We start from the raw sequence: 19,167 nt of genomic DNA on the forward strand, positions 1-19,167 counted from the left end.
GGCGCGCGCCATGACCCAGCCCCAGTTGAACAGCCTGCTGGCCGACACCCGGCTGCCGCGCCTGGAAGTGCGCATGCTGCTTGAGCACGTGCTGGGCAAGCCGCGCGCGTGGCTGCTGGCGCATGACACCGATCCGCTGGATCCCCAGGTGGCGGCCGACTACGAGGCCTTGCTTGCGCGGCGCGTGGCCGGCGAGCCCATGGCCTATCTGCTGGGCCACCGCGAGTTCATGGGGCACCGGTTCCGCGTGACGCCCGACGTACTGATTCCGCGCCCCGATACCGAAGTGCTGGTGGAGACCGCGCTGGAATGCGTGGCCGGCGTGGCGGGCCCCGCCGTGCTGGACCTGGGCACGGGCAGCGGCGCGATTGCGATCTCGATCGCCCTGGCCCGCCGCGATGCACGGGTGATGGCCTCGGATGTCAGCGCCGCCGCGCTGGCGGTTGCCGCCGGTAATGCCTGGGAGCTGACCGCGTCGGTGCGCTTCGTGGAAGGCAGCTGGTACGAGGCCGTGCCTGCGGGCGAAGGCTTCGACCTGATCGTGTCCAATCCGCCCTACGTGGCCAGCGACGATCCGCACCTGGACCAGGGCGACCTGCGTTTCGAGCCGCGGGGGGCGCTGACCGATGGCGCCGGCGGCCTGGAGGACCTGGGCCATATCGTGGCGGGGGCCGGCCGGCACCTGAAACCGGGCGGCGCGCTATGGATGGAGCATGGTTGGGACCAGGCGCAGGCGGTGCGCGATTTACTGGCCGCCGCCGGCTTCGAAGACGTGCGCAGCCGCCAGGACCTGGCCGGAATCGAACGCATTTCTGGCGGGCGCTGGCGGGCCGCCGGGCGCTGACCGGCGCCGCTTGTTACAGATTCCGCCCCTGAATTCCCGGCATAGGCCGGCGCCGCATCCGGGTAATCCGGGCGGTTTCCCCGGCTGTACCTATAATTGGCGTATTCCGTTATGCCTGTCCAAGAGACCACCATGAGCGACGTTCAAGAATTCATCCGCGAAACCGTGACCCAGCACCCCGTCGTGCTGTTCATGAAGGGCACCGCCCAATTCCCGCAATGCGGCTTTTCCGGCAAGGCCATCCAGATCCTGAAGGGCTGTGGCGTGAAGAAGCTGGTTACCGTCAATGTGCTGGAAGACGACGAAGTCCGCCAGGGCATCAAGGAATTCTCCAGCTGGCCCACCATCCCGCAGCTGTACGTGGCGGGCGAGTTCATCGGCGGCTCGGACATCATGAATGAGATGAACGAATCCGGCGAACTGAAGACGCTGCTGGAGCAATCCGGCGCCACGGCCTAAGTCGTCCATGCGGCGACTGGTCATCGGCATCACGGGCGCCACCGGCGCGCTCTATGCGGTGCGCATGCTGCAAGCGCTGCGCGGCGTGGACGATGTCGAGACGCATCTGGTGGTGTCCGCGTCCGGCGTGCTGAACATCAAGCATGAGCTTGATGTCAGCCGCCACGACATCTATGCGCTGGCCGACCACGTGCACTCCGTGCGCGACGTGGGTGCCACGCTGGCCAGCGGCGCGTTCCAGACGGCGGGCATGGTCATCGTGCCGTGCTCGATGCGCACGCTGGCGGCCGTGGCCCACGGCCTGTCCGATAACCTCATTACCCGAGCGGCCGACGTTACCTTGAAGGAACGCCGGCGCCTGGTGCTGATGGTGCGCGAGACGCCCTTCAACCTGGCTCACCTGCGCAACATGACGGCCGTGACCGAAATGGGCGGCATCGTGTTTCCGCCGCTACCGGCCTTCTACCACCGGCCGGCCTCCATCGAAGAGATGGTGGACCACACGGTGGCGCGCGTGCTGGAGCTCTTCGACATCGTCGTGCCCGGCCCACACTGGGAAGGCATGAAGTAGCAGGGCCCCGCGGGACCCTGGGCTCGACGGCACTGCTGCTGGCTACTGCACCAGCCCCAGCCCATTCAGCGCGGCCAGGTTTTCCGGCCATTGGCGCGCGCGGGCGTTCTGCAGTTCGATGCGGGCCCAGGCCATCCAGCCTGCCCATTCGATGCGCTTGTCCCATGCGGTGCCCCACGCCTGCAAGGCCGCCAGTCCGGCGGCCGCATGCTGCTCGGCGGCATCGAAATCACCCGACGTCAACGCCAACTGTGCCAGCAGCAGGCGCGGTTCGCCCACCCACGGGTTGTGCGCGACCGCGGCTTCCAGCAGATGTCGGGCGCTGTCCATTTCCGTCAGCGGATGCATGCGCGTGATGACCTGCCAGTACAGCGCGCTGGCGGCCGCTTCGTCGCGCGGGCTGAGCGTGGCGTGGCATTGCTCGAACGCGGGCGGGATGGGGATGCCGGTGTCTGCGGGCATGCGCGACAGCGGCGCCAGCAGATGCGACAGCATCGACAGGATGTTCGACGGCGGCTTCAACGGGCCGGGCCACAGCGACGAGGCCCAATTCGTTTTCAGGTCGCGGCGCTGCTGCTGCGGATAGCCGGCGAAGATCTCGTCCTGCCAGCTGTGCCATTGCTCGCCGATGTCGGCGGCGGACACCACGATGAAGGCGGCGACCTGGCGCGGCGTGAAGGTGAATATCTGGCCGTCGGCGCCTTCCAGCGTCAAGCCATCGTTGCCTGCGCCCTGGCCCTGCAGCACGGCCTGCACGAATTTCGTGCGCGGCATCGCGCAGAACAGGCTGACCCATTCTTCGGCTTCCGTGCCTAGCACCTCGCGCAAGGTGGAGCGCTCGCGTTCGCGGTCGAACAGCGTCAGGTCCACGTATTCGTTGCCGTAGACGCTATGGAACAGGCCCAGCAGGCGCACTTCGCGCGGCTGGTTCCATAGCGTCAGCGTGCGGTACACGCCCAGCAGGTGGTGCTTGAACGTGCCCGCCTTGTGCCAGTCTTCTCCGGCGCTGCGCGCGAACAGCAGGTCCAGCAGCGCAGGCAGGTCCGCATCGACGGCGGCGTAGTGGTCGGCGAGCAGGGCGCGGGCCTGCGGATGGAGTTCGTTTGACGTGGGCATGGCGTTGGCGTGATGAATGAATGCAGCCGCTATTGTGTCCGCATGGCGCGGGCTTGTCATGGCGGCATGCCTTATACTGTTTTGCACATATCAATATGAATATTCATCGCTTCCGGTTTTGAGGGACGCTCACTAGAATCGCGGGTCATTCTTCCTTTCCGTAGAGTCCCATCATGCGCCTTCGCCATTCCCTGGCCGTTCTTGCCTCGTTGATCAGTATTGCCGCCGGCCCGGCCATGGCGCAGGACGCCGAACTGAAGGTGGGCGTGACTGTCGGCCCGCACGCGCAGATCGGCGAAGTGGTGCAGCAGGTGGCGGCCAAGGACGGCCTGAAAGTGAAACTGATCGAATTCAGCGACTTCATCCAGCCGAACGCCGCGCTGGATGCCAAGGAGCTGGACCTGAACATCTACCAGCACAAGCCTTTCCTGGACTCGCAGAACAAGGCGCGCGGCTACAAGCTGGTGCCCGTGGCGACCGCTGTGGTGCAGCAGATGGGCATCTATTCCAAGCGCCTGAAGTCGCTGGACGACCTGCCGCAGGGCGGCAAGGTAGCCATTCCGAATGACCCGACCAACGGCGCCCGCGCGCTGCTGGTGCTGCAGGCCGCCAAGCTGATCAAGCTGAAGGATGGTGTCACGGTGACCGCGTCGCTGTTCGATGTAGTCGAGAACCCCAAGAACCTGAAGTTCATCGAAATCGAAGCGGCGCAGTTGCCGCATTCGCTGTCGGATGTGGACGCGGCGGCCGTGAATTCCGCCTACGCCATCCCCGCGGGCCTGTCGCCCGCCAAGGACGCGCTGGCCCTGGAAAGCAAGGACGCGCCGTTTGCCGCCGTGGTGATCGCCGCGCGCGAAGACAACAAGAACGATCCGCGCATCGCCCGTTTCATCAAGGCCTACCAGTCGGATGAAGTGAAGGCGTTCGTGGCCAAGCAGTTCCCCGGCGCTTACTCGACGTCCTGGTAAGCGGCGCCGCGCCTGGCGGGTCGGCCCGTCAGGCGTATTTCCCCGTCAGCCCGCCATCGACAAGCAGCTCGGTGCCGGTGATGTAGGACGCGTCGTCCGACGCCAGGAACGCCACCGCTTTAGCGACCTCCCAGGGCGTGCCCATCCGACCCATCGGCACTTGCTTGTCGCGCGCGGCCAGCGCCGCCTGGAGATCATCGGGATCGAACATACGCGCCACGTTCTGCGCCACGCGCGGCGTATCGATAAGGCCGGGGATGACGGTGTTCACACGGATGCCGTCGGCGGCGTATTGCTGCGCCGCCATGCGCGCGAAATGAATCACGGCGGCCTTGCTGACGCTGTACGCCAGGTGCGGATAGCCGGTGTACCGGATGCCCGCGATGGACGACACCGTGACGATCGCGCCGCCGCCTTGATTGCGCATCAGCGGCGCCAGCAGACGCGTGGCGATGAGCAGGCTGGTCACGTTCACTTGCTGGATGCGGTCCCAGTCTTCCAGCGAAATCTCTTCCGGCCCGCCCACCTTGCCGATGCCCGCGTTGGCTTGCAGGATATCGATGCGCCCGTAGCGGCGCAGCGCGGCATCCACCGCGGCCTGCATGGCGTCCGGGTCGGCCACGTCTGCCTGCACGGCCAAGGCGCTGCCTCCCGCCAATGCGACTTCATGCGCGGCGTCTTCGGCGGCGGCCAGGTTGGCGTCCAACGCCACGATGGCCGCGCCTTGGCGCGCAAGCGTCACGCAGCTGGCGCGGCCGATGCTCCAGCCAGCGGCCGATGTGCCTGCGCCAGCCACCAGCGCGATCTTGCCCGCCAGGCGCGTGTCGGTGCCGGCCGTCGTCATGCCGATTCCCCGCCGTCTTGCTGGTGTGTCTTGCCGCGACCCACGTAGGGGATGGCGTGGTCGATGGTTTCCCAGATGTAGCGGCCGGACGGGCTCTGCTGTTCTTCGGCCACGTGCGAGACCAGGCCGGCGGCGCGCGAGATCACGGCGAACCCGCGCATCAGGTCGGTCGGCACGCCGATCTCGCTGAGCAGCGCGGCCACCGCGCCCGTGGCGTTGATGGTGATGTGTTTGCCATAGGTCTCGTCCACTGCTGCGGCCAGCAGGCGTAGCGCGTTCAGCGATGCACCGTCTAGATCCGGCTCGGCCTCGGCCAACGCCAGCAGCTTGATCGAACGCGGGTCGTCGGGCTTGTGCAGGTGGTGGCCGAAACCGGGCAGGGCGCGGCGCTGTTCGCGGAATTCGCGCGCGATGGCCAGCGCCTCGGCCCGGCCGTCTGGCGCTTGCTTGATGCGGTCCAGCAGGCGCGAGCAGTTTTCCATGGTGCCGACGAACTGGCTGCCCACCGCCATCAGGCCGGAGGCGACCGCGCCCTGCAGGTTTTCGGGCGCGCTCATGTAGATCAGGCGCGTGGCGATCGCGCTGGGCGTCATGCCGTGTTCCATCAGCGTCACCAGCACGGCATCGACGATGCGCATGTCCACCGGGCGCGCGTCGCGGCCCAGAATCTGCATGATCATGACTTCGGTGAAGGTCTTCTTGCCAATCAGGTCTTCGACCAGGTCGACGTCGCGGTACGACATCCCGGTCAGGTGATGGGCGCAGAGGCGGGTTTCGGGCGTGTTCATGGCGTCTCCTTTTGCGCGGCGTCGCGCACGGCGTTCTTCAGGACCTTGCCGACGCTGGAGCGCGGCAGGCTGTCATGGATATGGAATTGCTTGGGCGTGGCCACCGGACCCAGCAGCGCGCGCACGTGGGCCTTCAGCGCGTCGGCATCGGCCTGTGCGCCGGGGTGGAACTGCACGGCCGCGTGGACGGCTTCGCCCCACTTGTCGTCGGGCAGGCCGAACACCGAGCATTCGTACACCGCGGGGTGCGAGGACAGCGCGTTTTCGACATCCACGGGATAGACATTGAAGCCGCCGGTGATGATGACGTCGCGCAGCCGATCCTTCAGGAACAGGTAGCCGCGCGCATCGATCAGGCCGGTGTCGCCCGTATGGAGCCAGCCGTCGACAAGCGTTTCGGCGGTCTTCTCAGGCAGGCGCCAGTAGCCGGTCATCGTCAGGTCGCCGTGCACCACGACTTCCCCGATTTCGCCGCGCGGCAAGAGCGCGCCATCCGGGCCCATGATGGCCACGTCGGACAGCCACGTTGCGCGCCCGACCGAGGCGCGGTTCTGCGGCGCTTCCAGGTCGGCGGGCTGCAGCACGGTGGCGATCTGCGGCGCCTCGGTCTGCCCGTAGGTGGTGCCCAGCACGGGGCCGAAGAAGTCGCGCGCGCGGTCGATCTTTTCGGGCGGCATCGGCGCGCCGCCATAGATCAGGTTGCGCAGCTTGGGGAAGTCTGCGCGCGAGACGCCTTCCTGCGCCATGATCATGTATATCAGCGTGGGCGGCATGAAGCTCAGCGTGCCGCCGCGTTCGCGGAATGCCGCCGTGATGGTGGCGGGGGTGACGGCGTCCAGCAGCAGGTGCGCGCCGCCGCAGGCCAATACGGGCAACAGGTATGTGCCCGTGCCGTGTGTAATGGGGGCGGACACCACGTATCGGTCGTCGCAGGTCAGCGCCCAGCTGGCGATCTGGTTGATGATGCCCGCGTTCCAGGCGCGGTACGGCTGCATCACGCCCTTGGGCAGGCCGGTGGTGCCGCCAGTGAACTTGATGGCTTGCGTGGCGTCGCGCGACTGCGCGTGGCGCACCGGCTCGCATCCGGCGTATTGCTGCAGCAGGGCGTGCAGGCGCAATCCGTTTTCCCGGTCGCCTTCCTGACCGTCCTCAAGATGGATGCGCGCGCTGTCCGAGGGCGGCGCCAAGGGATCCCCGGCGGCGTCGACGATGACGATGGACGGTTCGGTGGCGTCCAGGATGCGCCCGATCTCGCGCGCGGTGCTGCGGTAATTGAGCGGCACCCAGACTTTGCCGCTGGCCAACACGGCCAGCAGCGCCAGGATGTGCCGCGCCGAGTTGCCGGCGCAGATGGCTACCCGGGTCTGCGGGTCGGGGTCCAGCCCTTGCAGCGCGGCCGCCAACGCCCGCGTGTCGGCCGCCAGCTGCGCATAGGTGACGGCGCCTTCCGGGCCGTCCAGCGCCACGCGTTCGGGATACTGCTCCGCGGCGCGGAAAAAGAAATCGATCGGGTACACCCTGTGCTCCTTAAAACCTAGTTGGCCTTGATGTCGGCGCGTTTGATGACGGCGCCCCATTTGCCGATTTCACTGTCGATCTTCTTGGCGAAGGTCTCGGGCGTATTCGGCGTGGCGGGCGCGTAGAAGCCGGACTGCTGGTAGGACGCCTGCAACGCCGGGCTGGCCAGCGCCTGGTTCAGCGCTTCGTTCAGGCGCGCGATGACGGGGGCGGGCGTGCCCGCGGGCGCCACCAGGCCGAACCACGATTCCACGTCGAAGCCGGGCAGCCCGGATTCGGCCAGCGTGGGCACGTCCGGCGTGGACGGCAGGCGCTGGGGCGAGGTGACGCCGATGGCGCGCAGCTTGCCGGCCTGCACGTGGGGCAGTGACGAAGGCAGGTTGTCGAACATGGAATCCACCTGGCCGCCCAGCAGGTCGGCCACGGCGGGGCCGCTGCCCCGGTACGGCACGTGCAGGATGTCGGTGCCCGTTTCCATCTTGAACAGTTCGCACGACAGATGGATGGACGAGCCGCTGCCGGAGGACGCGCAGGTCAGCTTGCCAGGATGCTGCTTGGCGTAGGCAATGTATTCCTGCACCGTCTTGACCGGCACCTTGGGGTTGACGACCAGGATGTTGGGGATGGTCGCCACCAGGCCGACGGGCTTGAAGTCCTTGATGAAGTCGTAGTTCAGCTGGCTATACAGCGTGCGGTTGATCGTGTTGGCGATGGAGCCCATGTACAGCGTGTAGCCGTCGGGGGCTGCTCGCGACACGATTTCCGCGCCGATGTTGCTGTTAGCGCCCGTCTTGTTTTCCACCACGAAGGTCTGGCCCAGCGTTTCCGACAGCGACTTGGCCATCAGGCGCGCGACGATGTCGGTGGCGCCGCCGGCGGCATAGCCGACGACAAGGGTGACGGGCCGTTCGGGATATGGCTTCGCCGCAAGGGCAGCGGGGCTGGCGATGAGCGCGCCGCCCAGGGCGGCCGCCAAGGCGGCCAGGCGCCTGGTGAATGTCTTCATGGTTGTCTCCGTCCTGTTTGTCTAATATTTGGACAGATCTTTGTCTGCCCGATTTCATATTGGGCTTTGATAGGGCCGTCATCAACGCAAGCTGTCCAAAATATGAACAAACCGGAATCCGAAACCGCAGGGCCTGTCGTACTGCGTCGCGGGCTGCGCGTGCTGGGGGTGTTGCGCCAGGCCGGAGCGGCGGGCATGCATGTGGTGGACATCGCGCGCGCAGCCGGCATGCAGCGGTCTACCGCCTATCGCTATCTGGACGTGCTGGTGGAAGAGGGCTATGCGCTTCGCGAGTCCGAGGCGCCGCGCTGGCGCATCGCGGAACTGGGGGTGATGATGGCGGGCGATCCGCACGCGCAGGCGGTGCGCGGCCTGCGCCCGGTGCTGCGCCAGATCAGCGACGTGACGGGCGACTCCGCGTTTCTCATCTGCCGGGCCGCGAACGATTCGCTATGCCTGCACCGCGAAGTGGGCAACTACCCGGTGCAGGTGCTGGCTGTCACGGTGGGGCATCGTCAACCCTTGGGCGTGGGGGCGGCGGGTCTGGCGCTGCTGGCGGCCTTGCCGCCGGCAGAGGCCGACGAGGTGGTGGCGCAGAACGAACAGGTGCTGCGCGCCTACGGCGGTATGACGGGCGTGCAGATGCGCCGCCTGGTCGAGAACACGCGGGATCGGGGCTGGTCGGTGGTGGGCAACGCCGCGGTGCCGGGCGTGTTGGGGGTCGGCGTGGCCTTGTGCGACGCGGGCGGCTACCCGCGCCTGGCCGTCAGCGTGTCGAGCCTGATCGACCGCATGCAGGCGCCGCGCCAGCGCAGCATCGCGGAACTGATCCGCAGCCAGCTGGCGCAGGACGAGGTCAGGCGGCTGCCGGCGGCGGCGCCCGGTACGTCTTCTGGTAGTGCACGGTAAAGGTCTTGAAGGCGTCCAGGGCCTTGTGCGGGTCGTGGCCCGGCTTGACCAGGAAGCTGTTGAAACCGACGCGTGCCTGGTAGTGGATGGTGTCGATCATCACGTCGCCGACCGCGCGCAACTCGCCCGTCCATTGGTATTGCGTGCGCAGCAGCTGCGCCAGCGAATAGCCGCGGCCGTCGGTGTAGTTCGGAAAGTCCACCGCGATGAATGCGATGCCGGCCGGGTCCAGCGTGCCGTCGGCCTCGGCCAGCTCGCGCAGGTCGGCATCAGGTTCCAACTGCACGGCAACGGGGTGCCGATGGCGGCGCAAGGTCGCGCGCGAAGTTTTCCAGACGGACAGCGGCACGATCCAGCCGGGTTCGTCGCTGGGTACCTGGCCTTCGGCGGCCACTTCGGGTTCGGGGACGAAGGGGCGCGCCGTGTCGGCTTGCAGGCGTCCGTCGCGGATCAGGTGCGGGCCGGGGGCGTCGTGGGCGTACAGGTCAGGCATGGGCGGGCTCGGCGCTTTGTGCGGGTTTGGCGAAGGCGGGATCAGCGTACACGTCCTGCTTGAAGGGGTCGATGCCGACGCGGTCCACCACGTCGATGAAGCGTTCGATCTCGCTGTCGCGCAATCCCAGGTAGGTGCGGATCAGGCGGTCGACCACGCCGGGCACCTGGTCGCGGGCGAACGACGGGCCGATGATGCGGCCGACGGCAGCACCGCCGCCGCGCGTGGATTCCAGGTCGGGCAGAGGCTTGGCGCCGCCGTTCTGGCGGCCGCCCAGCGTGACCTGATACCACTCTTCACCGGCCTTATCGACGCCCAGGATGCCGATGTGACCCACGTGATGGTGGCCACAGGAATTGATGCAGCCCGAGATGTTCAGGTCCAGCTCGCCGATCTCGAACAGGTAGTCCAGGTCGTCGAACTGGCGCTGGATGGCTTCGGCGACAGGGATGGAGACCGCGTTGGCCAGCGCGCAGAAGTCTCCGCCGGGACAGGCGATGATGTTGGTCAAGAGGCCGATGTTGGGCGTGGCCAGGTTCAGCGCTTCCAGCTTCTGCCAGAGTTCGTGCAGCCGCGAACGGCGCACGTCGGCCAGTATCAGGTTCTGCTCGTGCGAGACGCGCAGTTCGCCGAAGCCATAGGCGTCGGCCAGGTCGGCCACGGCGTCCATCTGGTCGGCGGTGATGTCGCCCGGCGGCACGCCGGTGGGCTTGAGCGACACGCTGACGGCGGCGTAGCCGGCGACCTTGTGCGCGTGCACGTTGGTGCGCAGCCAGCGCGCAAAGCGCTTGTCGCCCGCGGCCAGCGCATCGGTGTTGTCGGTTTCTTCGGCGGCGGCCGCGTCGTACTGCGGCCAGACGAAGCGCGCCTTGATGCTGTCGACGAATTCCTGGGTGATGGTGTCGGGGCCGCCCTTGATGAGCTGCCACTGTTCATCGACCTGCTGCGCGTAGACCTCCGGCGTCAGATCCTTGACCAGGATCTTGATGCGGGCCTTGTACTTGTTGTCGCGGCGGCCGTGCAGGTTGTAGACGCGCAAGGCAGCCTGCATGTAGGTCAGCAGGTCCTGCCATTCGACGAAGGGGTTGATCAGCTTGCCGACGATGGGCGTGCGGCCCATGCCGCCGCCCACCCAGACGCGAAAGCCCAGCTTGCCGTCGCGTTCAACGGCTTGCAGGCCGATGTCGTGCACGCCGACTGCGGCGCGGTCTTGCACGGCGCCGCTGACGGCGATCTTGAACTTGCGCGGGAGGAAGGCGAATTCCGGGTGCAGCGTGGACCACTGGCGGATGATCTCGCACCAGACGAGCGGGTCCACGAGTTCGTCCGGCGCGACGCCGGCGAAATGGTCGGTTGTGGTGTTGCGGATGCAGTTGCCGCTGGTCTGGATGGCGTGCATCTGGACGGTGGCAAGTTCCGCCAGGATGTCCGGCACGTCTTCCAGTTTCGGCCAATTGAACTGGATGTTCTGGCGGGTGCTGAAGTGGCCATAGCCGCGATCCCACTTGCGCGCGATGTGCGCCAGGGTGCGCAGCTGGCGCGACGCCAGCATGCCGTACGGAATGGCGACGCGCAGCATGGGCGCGTGGCGTTGGATGTACAGGCCGTTCTGCAGGCGCAGAACGCGGAATTCATCTTCGGTGAGCTGGCCGTCGAGGAAGCGGCGCGTCTGGTCGGCAAATTGCGCCACACGCTGCTCGACAAGCTGCTGGTCGACGGGGTCATACACGTACATGTCTACTGCCCTTGAAGTCTTCTCGGTCTGAGTCCCAGCGTCCGGCGCAGGGCGGCGGAAATAGGGGATTCATAACCGTAACAGGCAGCAGATATCAGCGTCTAAGTCATTCTGGTAATAAGGAAATAAGGCCCCCACGCTGCACGCGCTACGCGCGCTTGCTGCCCCCCGAGGGGGCGTCCTTCCTCCTTGGGGCGGCCCGGCGGGGAAGGAGGCCTCACGCTGCGCGCACTGCATAAGCTCAGCAGGGGACGTAGGATGGGTGGAGCGCGAGGAGGGCTCTATTAGAAAGAAGGCTTTCAGCGCGCGTAACCCATCAAGCAGCGGTGATGTCTTGGCGGCTTCAGCTACAACGCAACCGCCGCTTGATGGGTTGCGCGCGCTGGGCGGCAATGTTCTTGCTTAAAGAACTCTCGCGCTCCACCCATCCTACGTTTTAGCCCGGGGCGTAGAACACGGGCACGCAGAAACCGGCGCGCAGACCACCAGCGCGCAGACCGTATGGTGCCGGTCGTGGGTGGTAGCGCGAATCGCGGTTGGCGTTACAGCGCCGCGTTCACTGCCCAGCGCGCGACGAAGACCAGGATGATCACCAGGCAGGCGGCCAGGAGCAGGCCGGTGGCGATCAGGGGGCCGGGTTTGTTGTGGGCGATGTCGGCCTGGTAGCCGCGGCCGCGGCGCACGCCGAAAAAACCCCAGAGCACGGAGCGGACCGTGCGCAGGAAACTAAGCATATGTGCCTCCTGGCGGATGAGGGGATACGGCACTGTAGGCCGTGCCGTCCGCGCCAAACAGAGGCAGATTCGCGTCAACCGACCATATCAGATGCGGGCGCCCCGGGGGCGCCGATGCCGCGCACGATGTGGTCCAGCAGCTCCCGCGCAGCGGGCGAGATGTGGCGGCCCGCGCGGCTCAGCACGTGCAGGCTGCCCTGGTTCAGGATGGGATTGGCCAGCGGCAGGCTGGCCAGCCGCTGCGCCCGCATGTCGGCCGTGACGGCAATGGGCGGCGTCAGCGCGTAGCCGATGCCGGCTGCGGCAAACTGCCACAACGCTTTAAAGGAAGAGGTGGTCAGCACATTGCGCAGCCGCACTTGTTCGCTGATCTCGGCCGCCTGGATGTGCTGGCGCACGCCAAAGCCTTCCTGCATGGACGCGCCCGGATAGTCCGCCAGGTCGGTCAGCAGCAGGGGGCGATCCAGCCGGGTCAGGGGGTGATCCTGTCGGACGATGGCGCGGATGGGCTCTGGGCGCGAATAGTGGGTGCGCAGGCGGGCGTCGTTGGGCGGCTGGAACACCAATCCTATATAGGCGCGGTCGTCCACGATGCGCTGCACGATCTCGGAGGTGCGGGCCACGTCGATGTCCAGCGTGACCTCGGGGTGGCTGCGCCAGTAGCCGGGCAGCACGCGGTCGAACATCAGTTCGACGAAGCCTTCGCCCAGCACCAGGTCGATATGGCCGCGTTCGGCCTTGCGCAGGCTGTCGATCTCGGAAAAGAAGCTCTCCTGGATGTTCTGCTGGCGTTTCACATAGCGGGCGAGGATATGGCCCGCGTCCGTGGGCACCACCCCGCGCCCGCGGCGTTCGAACAGGGCCATGCCGCAGTCGCGCTCCAGCGCGGCGATGGCGCGGCTGACGGCGGAGGGGTCCATGTCCAGCACTTCGGCGGCGCCGCGCACCGAGCCGCGGCTCATGACCTGCATGAAATAGTGGGTGCGGCGGGCGTCGAGTTTTTCGTCCATGGCGGGGCTCTTCAAAGCGGAGTGCGGCGGGAGATCCACAGTGCCAACCTAGGGTTTACCCGTAAAATACGGGATAACTTGCAAAATTTTCCCAGGAAAAGGCTGTGCGTTGCATTTTACGCAACGCTAATGCGCAAGTGGTGTCATGGTTGCCCGCGAGGCCCCCGGGCGAAAATCCCGCCTGCTGCCCGCGCCGCCGCCGCAATGCGCCGCCGTGGCGCTACGAAAACTTATTCACGTTCATCAGGGGAATTCGATGTCTCACGCCAGCGTCAGTCTGGCCGCGCCTTCCATGCCGCTATCCGCCCGCATTCGCATGCTGGCCGCCATTTTGCTGGTGGTCGTCATTTCCGAAGCGATCGGCAGTGTCACGTTCGCGGTAGGCCCGGGCAAGATCGTTCTGCAACCGATGCTCTGGGCCATCTTCATCGGCGCGGTCGTGGCCGCTTTCGGCCAGCGCCTGCCGGCGGGTTCGGGCATCGACAAGGCCATGCAGACCCGCATCAGCGGCTATCTGCAGTACGCGCTGTTGCCGTTCCTGGCCAAGCTGGGCCTGATGGTGGGCGGATCGCTGCCGCAGGTGCGCGAAGCCGGCTGGGCCCTGGTGTTCCAGGAATTCGGCCACTTCTTCGGCACCATGGCCATCGGCCTGCCGCTGGCGCTGCTGCTGGGCATCAAGCGTGAAGCCATCGGCGCCACCTTCTCGGTGGGCCGTGAGCCCAGCCTGGCCATCATCGGCGAGCGCTACGGCATGAATTCGCCGGAAGGCCGCGGCGTGATGGCCGAGTACATCACGGGCACCGTGATCGGCGCGCTGTTCGTGGCGCTGATGGCCGGCTTCATTACCAGCCTGAACATCTTTGATCCGCGTTCGCTCGCCATGGGCGCCGGCGTGGGCTCGGGCAGCATGATGGCTGCCGGCGTGGGCGCCATCGCGTCCCAGCAGACGCCGGAAATGGCGCACCAGGTGGCCGCCCTGGCCGCCGCCGCCAACCTGTTGACGACGGTGGTCGGCGTGTACTTCACGCTGTTCATCTCGCTGCCCACGACCATCTTCCTGTACGGCAAGCTGGAACCCGTGCTGGGCCGTTTCTCGCGCAGCAAGGCGTCCGAAGCCGTTGTCGAGAGCAGCGTGTCGGAAGACGTGCCGGCGCATGGCGCCAAGATGGGCTTTGGCGATCGCCTGACCGCCTATCTGGTCTGCGGCCTGTTCGCACTGGTGGGCAACCGCCTGGGCTACAACGTGCCGTTCCTGGACGCGCTGCCGGGCATGGGCATCATCATCCTGCTGGTGGTCCTGACCGACCTGATCCTGCGCGTGTTGCCCAAGCTGCCCGCCGTGGCCGTGCTGTCGCTGATCGCCATGACCGCGGGCTGCCCCGGCGTGCTGCCGTACTCGGACCAGATCATCGCCGCCGTCGGCAAGGTGAACTTCCTGCCGTTCACGACCGTGATTCTGGCCATGGCCGGCCTGTCGATCCTCAAGGACCTGCCCGCTTTCCGCAAGCTGGGCTGGAAGATCGTGGTGGTGTCCCTGGCCGCCAACGCCGGCACCTTCCTGGGCGCCACGATGATCGCGGAATTCTTCCACTGATCCATCGCGCCTGACCATCGGTCAACGAAAAAGCCGCCTGGCGACAGGCGGCTTTTTCTTTTGCGGCGGGCGTCATGGCGTGGCCGCCGGGATGACTGCCGAAGCGGCCGCAAAAGGCGCTCAGCGCGCGTCGGGTGTCACGCCGGGACGGTAGCGTGCGTTGTCGGTGACGTTTTCGGTGGCGCCGATGTTGGCCACGGCGGGCACGCCGACGCCAGCCGCCTTCACGGCCACGGCGGCCTGCCATTCCTGGACTTGCGGATTGCCCATCGCAACCCGGTAGGGCTGCAGCGGCGTCAGTCCTTCGATGGTGCCCAGATCATTGGCGCTGCCGGCGCGCTGCGCCAGCGGATCCGGTTGCGCTGTGAAGTCGTCGACGGCGCGGCGCATGCGGATGTCGGCGTACTGATCGCGCAGCGCATCCAGATTGACCTGCGGCGCAGCAGGCGGCACGTGTGGCGCATCGGCGCCGGCATGCGCGTTCCGGGCGAATACGCCAAAGGCAGAGGGAGGATCGGCGTCACGCAGTCGGGCGACGCGTTGGGCTTCCCAGGCTGTCGTGGCTTGCGCCGCGCGCTGCGCCTGACGCGCGGCAGCGTTTTGGGCCAGACGTTCGGCTTCCCAGGTGGGACGGGTGTCGTCCAGCATCGGGATGCGCGCCGGGTAGGGCGCGGCGACGCGGGGAACAGCGGAGATCGCAGCAACGTTCATGCGGGGCTCCTTGTCGTGGTGGGCCAGAAGTTTGGTCTGGCCAGCGGGTGACAAGTTCACTGTAACAGGAAAGCGTGCGGCCCCCGAGCGGGCTTTTTACCTGGGGCCGCCCCAAGCAAAAAAAGGCCCCTGGCCGAAGCCAGGGGCCGAGCGGCGGCGCCCGTGGGGCGGCGCCGTACCAGGCGGGCGGCGGGACGGGACTCCGGCGGGGTTTCCCGGCCGCACCGCCTGCCCCAAACGCTCAGGGCTTGGTGGCCTGCATGGAGGGGCGTTGGCTGAACGCTTCGTACCAGGCGGCGGTGGCGGGGTGTCCGTCGCGCCAGTTCAGGTCGGGGAAGCGGAAGTCCAGGTAACCCAGCGCGCAGCCGATGGTGATGACGCCGATGTCCAGGCGGCCTTCCAGCGATGCGGCATGCTTTTCAACCAGCGCGAGACCGTCGCGGACCTTGCCCAACTGGCCATCGACCCAGCCGTCCCAGCGCAGCGCCTCCGGGCGCAGCGCGGTTTCATAGCGGGCCAGCAAGGCGGCGCCCATCATGCCGTCGGCCATCGATTGCTGGGTCAGCACCTGCCAGCGCGTGCCGTCGGTCGGGAACAGCGCGCCGCCTCCCAGATCGTTCAGGTATTCGCACACCACGCGGCTGTCGAAGATCGACTGGCCATCGTCGGCAATGAAGGTGGGCACCTGGCCCAGCGGGTTGCTGGGGATGATGGTCTGGTCGCGGGCGACGGGGCCGGCGGCGCTGGGCAGCTTTTCGATGCGGTCGGCCAGGCCGAGCTCATGCGCGACGACCATGCATTTGCGGACGAATGGCGAAGCGGGCGAGTGGAAGATCTTCATGGGGGTCCTTGTCGGTAAGAGGCGTCAGTGTTGTGCATGGGCCAGGTGTTGTCCAGCCACCCAGCCGAAGGTCAGGGCCGGGCCCAGCGTAATGCCGGGCGCCGGGTAGGCGCCGCCCATCACGGACTGCATATCGTTGCCGGCCACGTACAGGCCGGGGATGGGCGCGCCCGCGGTGTCCACGGCCTGGGCGTTGGCGTTCGCCGCGATGCCGCAGGCGGTGCCGATGTCGCCGGGGTAAACCTTGACCGCGTAGCAGGGGCCGTCGGCAAGCGGGGCCAGGCAGGGGTTGGGTTGGTGCTCCGGATCGCCCAGATAGCGGTTGTAGGCGGTGCCGCCTTTGCCGAAATCCGGATCCTGGCCTTGGGCGGCGTAAGTGTTGTAGCGCGCGACGGTGGCCGCCAGCGCGCTGGCCGGCGCGCCGATCTTGGCGGCCAGCGCCGCCAACGTGGGCGCCTGGATCAGATAGCCGGCGTCGATCAGGTGTTGGCGGGGGCGGCCGCCCGGCAGCGCCAGGCCCAGGCCCCAGGTGTCGATGAAGCGTTGGTCGCAGATCAGGAACGCGGGGATGGTGGTCACGGTCTTGTTGCTGCGGTACATGCCCTGCACGAACTCGTGATACGACGTGGATTCGTTCACGAAGCGCTCGCCCGCGCCGTTCACGGCGATCAGGCCGGGCTTGGCGCGGTCCCACACCAGGTGCGGGTAATGCAGGCGTTTGCCGTCGCCCGTTTCCAGCAGGGAGACCGGCGCCCAGAAGGCGGGGCTGGCGTAGCCCGTGCCCAGGGCGGCGCCTGCCTGTTCCGACAAGCGGATGCCGTCGCCGGTGTTGTCGCGCGGCGCCATGGACCAGTCGCCGGTGGGCTGCGGATAGGTGTGGGCGCGGCGCTCGAGGTCCCACGGGAAGCCGCCGGTCGCCATGACCACGCCGCGACGGGCCCGGATGTTCACGGACTTGCCGCCCTGTACGACCGAGGCGCCCAGCACGCGGCCGGCGGCATCGCGGTGCAGGGCCTGCACGGGCGCGTTCAGCCAATAGGCGACGCCGCGCGTCAGCAAACCATGGAACAGCTGCGCGGCCAGCGCGTTGCCCAGCAGCAGCCGGGTTCCCCGGTGATAGCCTCGCAAGCGGTCCGCTGCAAAGCGCAGCACCAGCTTCATGCTGTGGCGCCAGGCGCCAAACGCGCGCGTGGCGCGCAGCAGATGGCGCACGTCGGTGATGTTGACCATCATGCCGCCCAGCACCGTGAATTCCTTCAACGGATCGCGCAGCGTGCGGAAGTGGCGGCCAAGCTTCCTGCCGTCGAACTCCACCGGGTCCAGCGATCGGCCGCCCATCGCCGCGCCCGGCCGGTCAGGGTAATAGTCGGGCGATGCGGTGCGCGCGGCTACGTCCAGGAAGCCGCGTGACACAAGGTAATCCATCATGCGCGGACCGGCCTCCAGATAGGTGCGCTTCATCTCGTCTGACGCCGCGGCGCCAACGGTCTGTTCCAGATACGTCCAGACCTTGTCGAAGCTGTCGGGGTGTCCGGCGCTGTCCGTCTGCGCATTCAGCGGTATCCACAGCGCGCCGCCGGAAATCGCCGTCGAGCCGCCGATGCGGCCGGTCTTCTCGACTAGCAGCACGTCCAACCCTTCCTCATGTGCCGTCAGCGCCGCCGCCATGCCGCCCGCGCCGGAACCGACCACCAGCGCGTCGACTTCCTTGTCCCACTTGATGCTGTCCATGCTGCTTATGCTCCCGACCCGCCCAGCGATTTGCCGCCGTCCACAAAGAGGACCTGGCCGGTGATGAAATCCATGTGCGGCGCGGCCAGGAAGGACACGGCATTGGCGATGTCTTGCGGCTGGCCCGCGCGGCCGGTGGGCTGCAAGGCCAGTTGCGCCGCCAGGCGATCAGGCGTCAGGTTGCGCAAGAGCGGCGTGTCGATCAGGCCGGGGGCGATGGCGTTGACCAGAATTCCGCGCGATGCCAGCTCCATGGCGGCGGCGCGTGTATAGCCCACCAACGCCGCTTTCGAGGCCACGTAGTGAGGATGGTTCTTTGCGCCCAGATAGGCGCGCGACGCGATGTTGACGATCTTGGCGCCCGCCGCCATGGTGCGTGCGGCTTCCTGCGTCAGCGTCGCCACCGCCAGCAGGTTGACGTCGAACGCGCGGCGGAAGTCGTCCGTGCCGACGTCGAAGAACTTGCGCTCGTCGAACAGGCCGGCGTTGTTGACCAGCGCGGCCAGTGGCGGCAGCGAGGACACCATTGTCCGCGTGGCCGCCTCATCCGTCAGATCGACGACGCGGTGCGCCACCGGCAGCCCGCGTGCGCGCAGCGCCTGGGATTCCTGTTCCGCCAGCGCGCCGTTGCGGTCCGCCATCACGACGCTGAAGCCATCGCGCGCCAGGCGCTCGACGATGGCCAGGCCCATTCCGCTTGCCCCGCCGGTGACTAGTGCCGTACCCAGATTCATGGTGTCTCCTTATACGGCCAGGTAGCCGCCGTCCACAGGCAGCACCACGCCGTTCACATAGCTGGCCATGTCCGAGGCCAGGAACAGGACGGGCCCGACGATTTCGTCCGCGCGGCCGGCGCGCGCCAGCGGGGCGCGTCCCATGTACCAGTCGGTGCCGTTGGCTTGTGCGCGCTGGCCCGCCGTCATGTCGGTCTCCATCAAGCCCGGCGCCACCGCATTCACGCGCACGCCATGCGGGCCGAGATCGCGCGCCAGCACTTCCGTGAACGAGCGCACGCCGCCCTTGGACACGACGTAGCCCGCCGTTGAAATGCCGCAGCCGTACGCCACGATGGAGCACAGGTTGACGATGGCGCCGCGCGTGGCTTTGAGCTGTTCGACAAAGGCGTGCGTGACGTTGAACGTGCCTTGCAGATTGACCTGCATGACGCGGTCCCAGATGGCGGGCGTCTGCGGGTCGTCGAACGGCGCGCGCGCCGAGATGCCGGCGTTGTTGATCAGGATGTCCAGGTTGCCGTGGCGCGCCGCGCAGTGCGCCGCAAAAGCGCGCACGGCGCC

20 protein-coding genes are annotated in these 19,167 nt (G+C 67.3%); 6 read left to right on the forward strand and 14 right to left on the reverse strand.

Translation table 11 applies throughout. The features are described from left to right. Positions 1-10: 10 nt before the first annotated feature. The 3 genes from prmC (at position 11) to AC27VE_RS15360 (ending at position 1,874) form a co-directional block, all read left to right on the forward strand. Positions 11-844, forward strand: a complete 834-nt coding sequence (gene prmC, locus AC27VE_RS15350) for a peptide chain release factor N(5)-glutamine methyltransferase (RefSeq protein WP_427960719.1) — start codon at positions 11-13, stop codon at positions 842-844. Between the two features lie 132 nt (positions 845-976). After that, positions 977-1,303 carry a Grx4 family monothiol glutaredoxin gene (gene grxD, locus AC27VE_RS15355; RefSeq protein WP_006227137.1) on the forward strand — a complete coding sequence of 109 codons (327 nt, stop codon included), beginning with the start codon at positions 977-979 and terminating at the stop codon, positions 1,301-1,303. Between the two features lie 7 nt (positions 1,304-1,310). Next, on the forward strand, positions 1,311-1,874 hold the full coding sequence (locus tag AC27VE_RS15360) for a UbiX family flavin prenyltransferase (RefSeq protein WP_006227138.1): 564 nt from the start codon (positions 1,311-1,313) through the stop codon (positions 1,872-1,874). 42 nt (positions 1,875-1,916) lie between these two features. Here AC27VE_RS15360 and AC27VE_RS15365 read toward each other — a convergent pair whose 3' ends face one another. Further along, the gene (locus AC27VE_RS15365) at positions 1,917-2,990 is read right to left on the reverse strand and encodes a tetratricopeptide repeat protein (RefSeq protein WP_488704358.1); all 1,074 of its coding nucleotides are present in this window, start codon (positions 2,988-2,990) and stop codon (positions 1,917-1,919) included. A gap of 173 nt (positions 2,991-3,163) precedes the next feature. Between AC27VE_RS15365 and AC27VE_RS15370 the strand changes: the two genes are divergently transcribed. Then, positions 3,164-3,958, forward strand: a complete 795-nt coding sequence (locus AC27VE_RS15370) for a MetQ/NlpA family ABC transporter substrate-binding protein (protein WP_088588883.1) — start codon at positions 3,164-3,166, stop codon at positions 3,956-3,958. Between the two features lie 28 nt (positions 3,959-3,986). On the opposite strand, the gene AC27VE_RS15375 is transcribed toward AC27VE_RS15370, so the two are convergent. From AC27VE_RS15375 to AC27VE_RS15390, 4 genes are read right to left on the reverse strand one after another with little or no spacing between them, the layout of a single operon-like run. Then, positions 3,987-4,802: an SDR family NAD(P)-dependent oxidoreductase gene (locus AC27VE_RS15375; RefSeq protein ID WP_427960722.1), complete on the reverse strand. Its 816-nt coding sequence runs from the start codon at positions 4,800-4,802 to the stop codon at positions 3,987-3,989. After that, a complete protein-coding gene (locus tag AC27VE_RS15380; protein ID WP_088588885.1) occupies positions 4,799-5,590 on the reverse strand; it encodes a citryl-CoA lyase in 792 nt (263 codons plus the stop codon). The genes AC27VE_RS15375 and AC27VE_RS15380 overlap by 4 nt, the downstream gene beginning before the upstream one ends. Further along, complete coding sequence (locus tag AC27VE_RS15385; RefSeq protein ID WP_488704359.1) at positions 5,587-7,107, reverse strand: class I adenylate-forming enzyme family protein; 1,521 nt, start codon at positions 7,105-7,107, stop codon at positions 5,587-5,589. Before AC27VE_RS15385 ends, AC27VE_RS15380 begins: the two co-directional genes overlap by 4 nt. A gap of 17 nt (positions 7,108-7,124) precedes the next feature. Continuing rightward, positions 7,125-8,114, reverse strand: a complete 990-nt coding sequence (locus AC27VE_RS15390; protein ID WP_488704360.1) for a Bug family tripartite tricarboxylate transporter substrate binding protein — start codon at positions 8,112-8,114, stop codon at positions 7,125-7,127. A gap of 102 nt (positions 8,115-8,216) precedes the next feature. Between AC27VE_RS15390 and AC27VE_RS15395 the strand changes: the two genes are divergently transcribed. Beyond that, entirely contained in the window at positions 8,217-9,023 is an 807-nt protein-coding gene (locus AC27VE_RS15395) for an IclR family transcriptional regulator (RefSeq protein ID WP_488704361.1), read from the forward strand. Here the strand turns inward: AC27VE_RS15395 and AC27VE_RS15400 are convergent. The 4 genes from AC27VE_RS15400 to AC27VE_RS15415 form a co-directional block, all read right to left on the reverse strand. After that, the gene (locus AC27VE_RS15400; RefSeq protein ID WP_006227142.1) at positions 8,971-9,516 is read right to left on the reverse strand and encodes a DUF934 domain-containing protein; all 546 of its coding nucleotides are present in this window, start codon (positions 9,514-9,516) and stop codon (positions 8,971-8,973) included. The two genes, AC27VE_RS15395 and AC27VE_RS15400, sit on opposite strands and share 53 nt — an antisense overlap. Continuing rightward, positions 9,509-11,251 (reverse strand): nitrite/sulfite reductase, encoded by a 1,743-nt coding sequence (locus AC27VE_RS15405; protein WP_006227143.1) that lies wholly within the window; start codon positions 11,249-11,251, stop codon positions 9,509-9,511. Before AC27VE_RS15405 ends, AC27VE_RS15400 begins: the two co-directional genes overlap by 8 nt. Before the next feature lie 542 nt (positions 11,252-11,793). Then, positions 11,794-11,985 (reverse strand): DUF2970 domain-containing protein, encoded by a 192-nt coding sequence (locus AC27VE_RS15410; protein WP_183015691.1) that lies wholly within the window; start codon positions 11,983-11,985, stop codon positions 11,794-11,796. Positions 11,986-12,059: 74 nt separating this feature from the next. Then, positions 12,060-12,995, reverse strand: a complete 936-nt coding sequence (locus AC27VE_RS15415; protein ID WP_006227145.1) for a LysR family transcriptional regulator — start codon at positions 12,993-12,995, stop codon at positions 12,060-12,062. A 256-nt stretch (positions 12,996-13,251) separates the two neighbouring features. Here AC27VE_RS15415 and AC27VE_RS15420 point away from each other — a divergent pair, with 256 nt between their 5' ends. After that, on the forward strand, positions 13,252-14,589 hold the full coding sequence (locus AC27VE_RS15420) for a DUF3100 domain-containing protein (RefSeq protein WP_006227146.1): 1,338 nt from the start codon (positions 13,252-13,254) through the stop codon (positions 14,587-14,589). Positions 14,590-14,709: 120 nt separating this feature from the next. On the opposite strand, the gene AC27VE_RS15425 is transcribed toward AC27VE_RS15420, so the two are convergent. From AC27VE_RS15425 to AC27VE_RS15445, 5 genes are all read right to left on the reverse strand, one after another. Further along, a complete protein-coding gene (locus tag AC27VE_RS15425; protein ID WP_488704362.1) occupies positions 14,710-15,300 on the reverse strand; it encodes a hypothetical protein in 591 nt (196 codons plus the stop codon). Between the two features lie 241 nt (positions 15,301-15,541). After that, the gene (locus AC27VE_RS15430) at positions 15,542-16,141 is read right to left on the reverse strand and encodes a glutathione S-transferase (RefSeq protein ID WP_088591094.1); all 600 of its coding nucleotides are present in this window, start codon (positions 16,139-16,141) and stop codon (positions 15,542-15,544) included. Positions 16,142-16,165: 24 nt separating this feature from the next. Further along, positions 16,166-17,872 carry an FAD-dependent oxidoreductase gene (locus AC27VE_RS15435; protein WP_488704363.1) on the reverse strand — a complete coding sequence of 569 codons (1,707 nt, stop codon included), beginning with the start codon at positions 17,870-17,872 and terminating at the stop codon, positions 16,166-16,168. Positions 17,873-17,877: 5 nt separating this feature from the next. Beyond that, a complete protein-coding gene (locus tag AC27VE_RS15440) occupies positions 17,878-18,606 on the reverse strand; it encodes an SDR family NAD(P)-dependent oxidoreductase (protein WP_488704364.1) in 729 nt (242 codons plus the stop codon). Between the two features lie 9 nt (positions 18,607-18,615). After that, positions 18,616-19,167, reverse strand: a 552-nt coding sequence (locus AC27VE_RS15445; RefSeq protein WP_488704365.1) for an SDR family NAD(P)-dependent oxidoreductase, incomplete at its 5' end; no start/stop codon positions are given.

The sequence above is a fragment of the Achromobacter sp. 18P8.1.1 genome, assembly GCF_057799415.1.

What these genes read in the sequence shown, in the direction of transcription:
- prmC (WP_427960719.1), top strand. Translation starts at nt 11, where the DNA reads ATGACCCAGCCCCAGTTGAACAGCCTGCTGGCCGACACCCGGCTGCCG.
- grxD (WP_006227137.1), top strand. Translation starts at nt 977, where the DNA reads ATGAGCGACGTTCAAGAATTCATCCGCGAAACCGTGACCCAGCACCCC.
- AC27VE_RS15360 (WP_006227138.1), top strand. Translation starts at nt 1,311, where the DNA reads ATGCGGCGACTGGTCATCGGCATCACGGGCGCCACCGGCGCGCTCTAT.
- AC27VE_RS15365 (WP_488704358.1), bottom strand. Translation starts at nt 2,990, where the DNA reads ATGCCCACGTCAAACGAACTCCATCCGCAGGCCCGCGCCCTGCTCGCC.
- AC27VE_RS15370 (WP_088588883.1), top strand. Translation starts at nt 3,164, where the DNA reads ATGCGCCTTCGCCATTCCCTGGCCGTTCTTGCCTCGTTGATCAGTATT.
- AC27VE_RS15375 (WP_427960722.1), bottom strand. Translation starts at nt 4,802, where the DNA reads ATGACGACGGCCGGCACCGACACGCGCCTGGCGGGCAAGATCGCGCTG.
- AC27VE_RS15380 (WP_088588885.1), bottom strand. Translation starts at nt 5,590, where the DNA reads ATGAACACGCCCGAAACCCGCCTCTGCGCCCATCACCTGACCGGGATG.
- AC27VE_RS15390 (WP_488704360.1), bottom strand. Translation starts at nt 8,114, where the DNA reads ATGAAGACATTCACCAGGCGCCTGGCCGCCTTGGCGGCCGCCCTGGGC.
- AC27VE_RS15395 (WP_488704361.1), top strand. Translation starts at nt 8,217, where the DNA reads ATGAACAAACCGGAATCCGAAACCGCAGGGCCTGTCGTACTGCGTCGC.
- AC27VE_RS15400 (WP_006227142.1), bottom strand. Translation starts at nt 9,516, where the DNA reads ATGCCTGACCTGTACGCCCACGACGCCCCCGGCCCGCACCTGATCCGC.
- AC27VE_RS15405 (WP_006227143.1), bottom strand. Translation starts at nt 11,251, where the DNA reads ATGTACGTGTATGACCCCGTCGACCAGCAGCTTGTCGAGCAGCGTGTG.
- AC27VE_RS15410 (WP_183015691.1), bottom strand. Translation starts at nt 11,985, where the DNA reads ATGCTTAGTTTCCTGCGCACGGTCCGCTCCGTGCTCTGGGGTTTTTTC.
- AC27VE_RS15415 (WP_006227145.1), bottom strand. Translation starts at nt 12,995, where the DNA reads ATGGACGAAAAACTCGACGCCCGCCGCACCCACTATTTCATGCAGGTC.
- AC27VE_RS15420 (WP_006227146.1), top strand. Translation starts at nt 13,252, where the DNA reads ATGTCTCACGCCAGCGTCAGTCTGGCCGCGCCTTCCATGCCGCTATCC.
- AC27VE_RS15425 (WP_488704362.1), bottom strand. Translation starts at nt 15,300, where the DNA reads ATGAACGTTGCTGCGATCTCCGCTGTTCCCCGCGTCGCCGCGCCCTAC.
- AC27VE_RS15430 (WP_088591094.1), bottom strand. Translation starts at nt 16,141, where the DNA reads ATGAAGATCTTCCACTCGCCCGCTTCGCCATTCGTCCGCAAATGCATG.
- AC27VE_RS15435 (WP_488704363.1), bottom strand. Translation starts at nt 17,872, where the DNA reads ATGGACAGCATCAAGTGGGACAAGGAAGTCGACGCGCTGGTGGTCGGT.
- AC27VE_RS15440 (WP_488704364.1), bottom strand. Translation starts at nt 18,606, where the DNA reads ATGAATCTGGGTACGGCACTAGTCACCGGCGGGGCAAGCGGAATGGGC.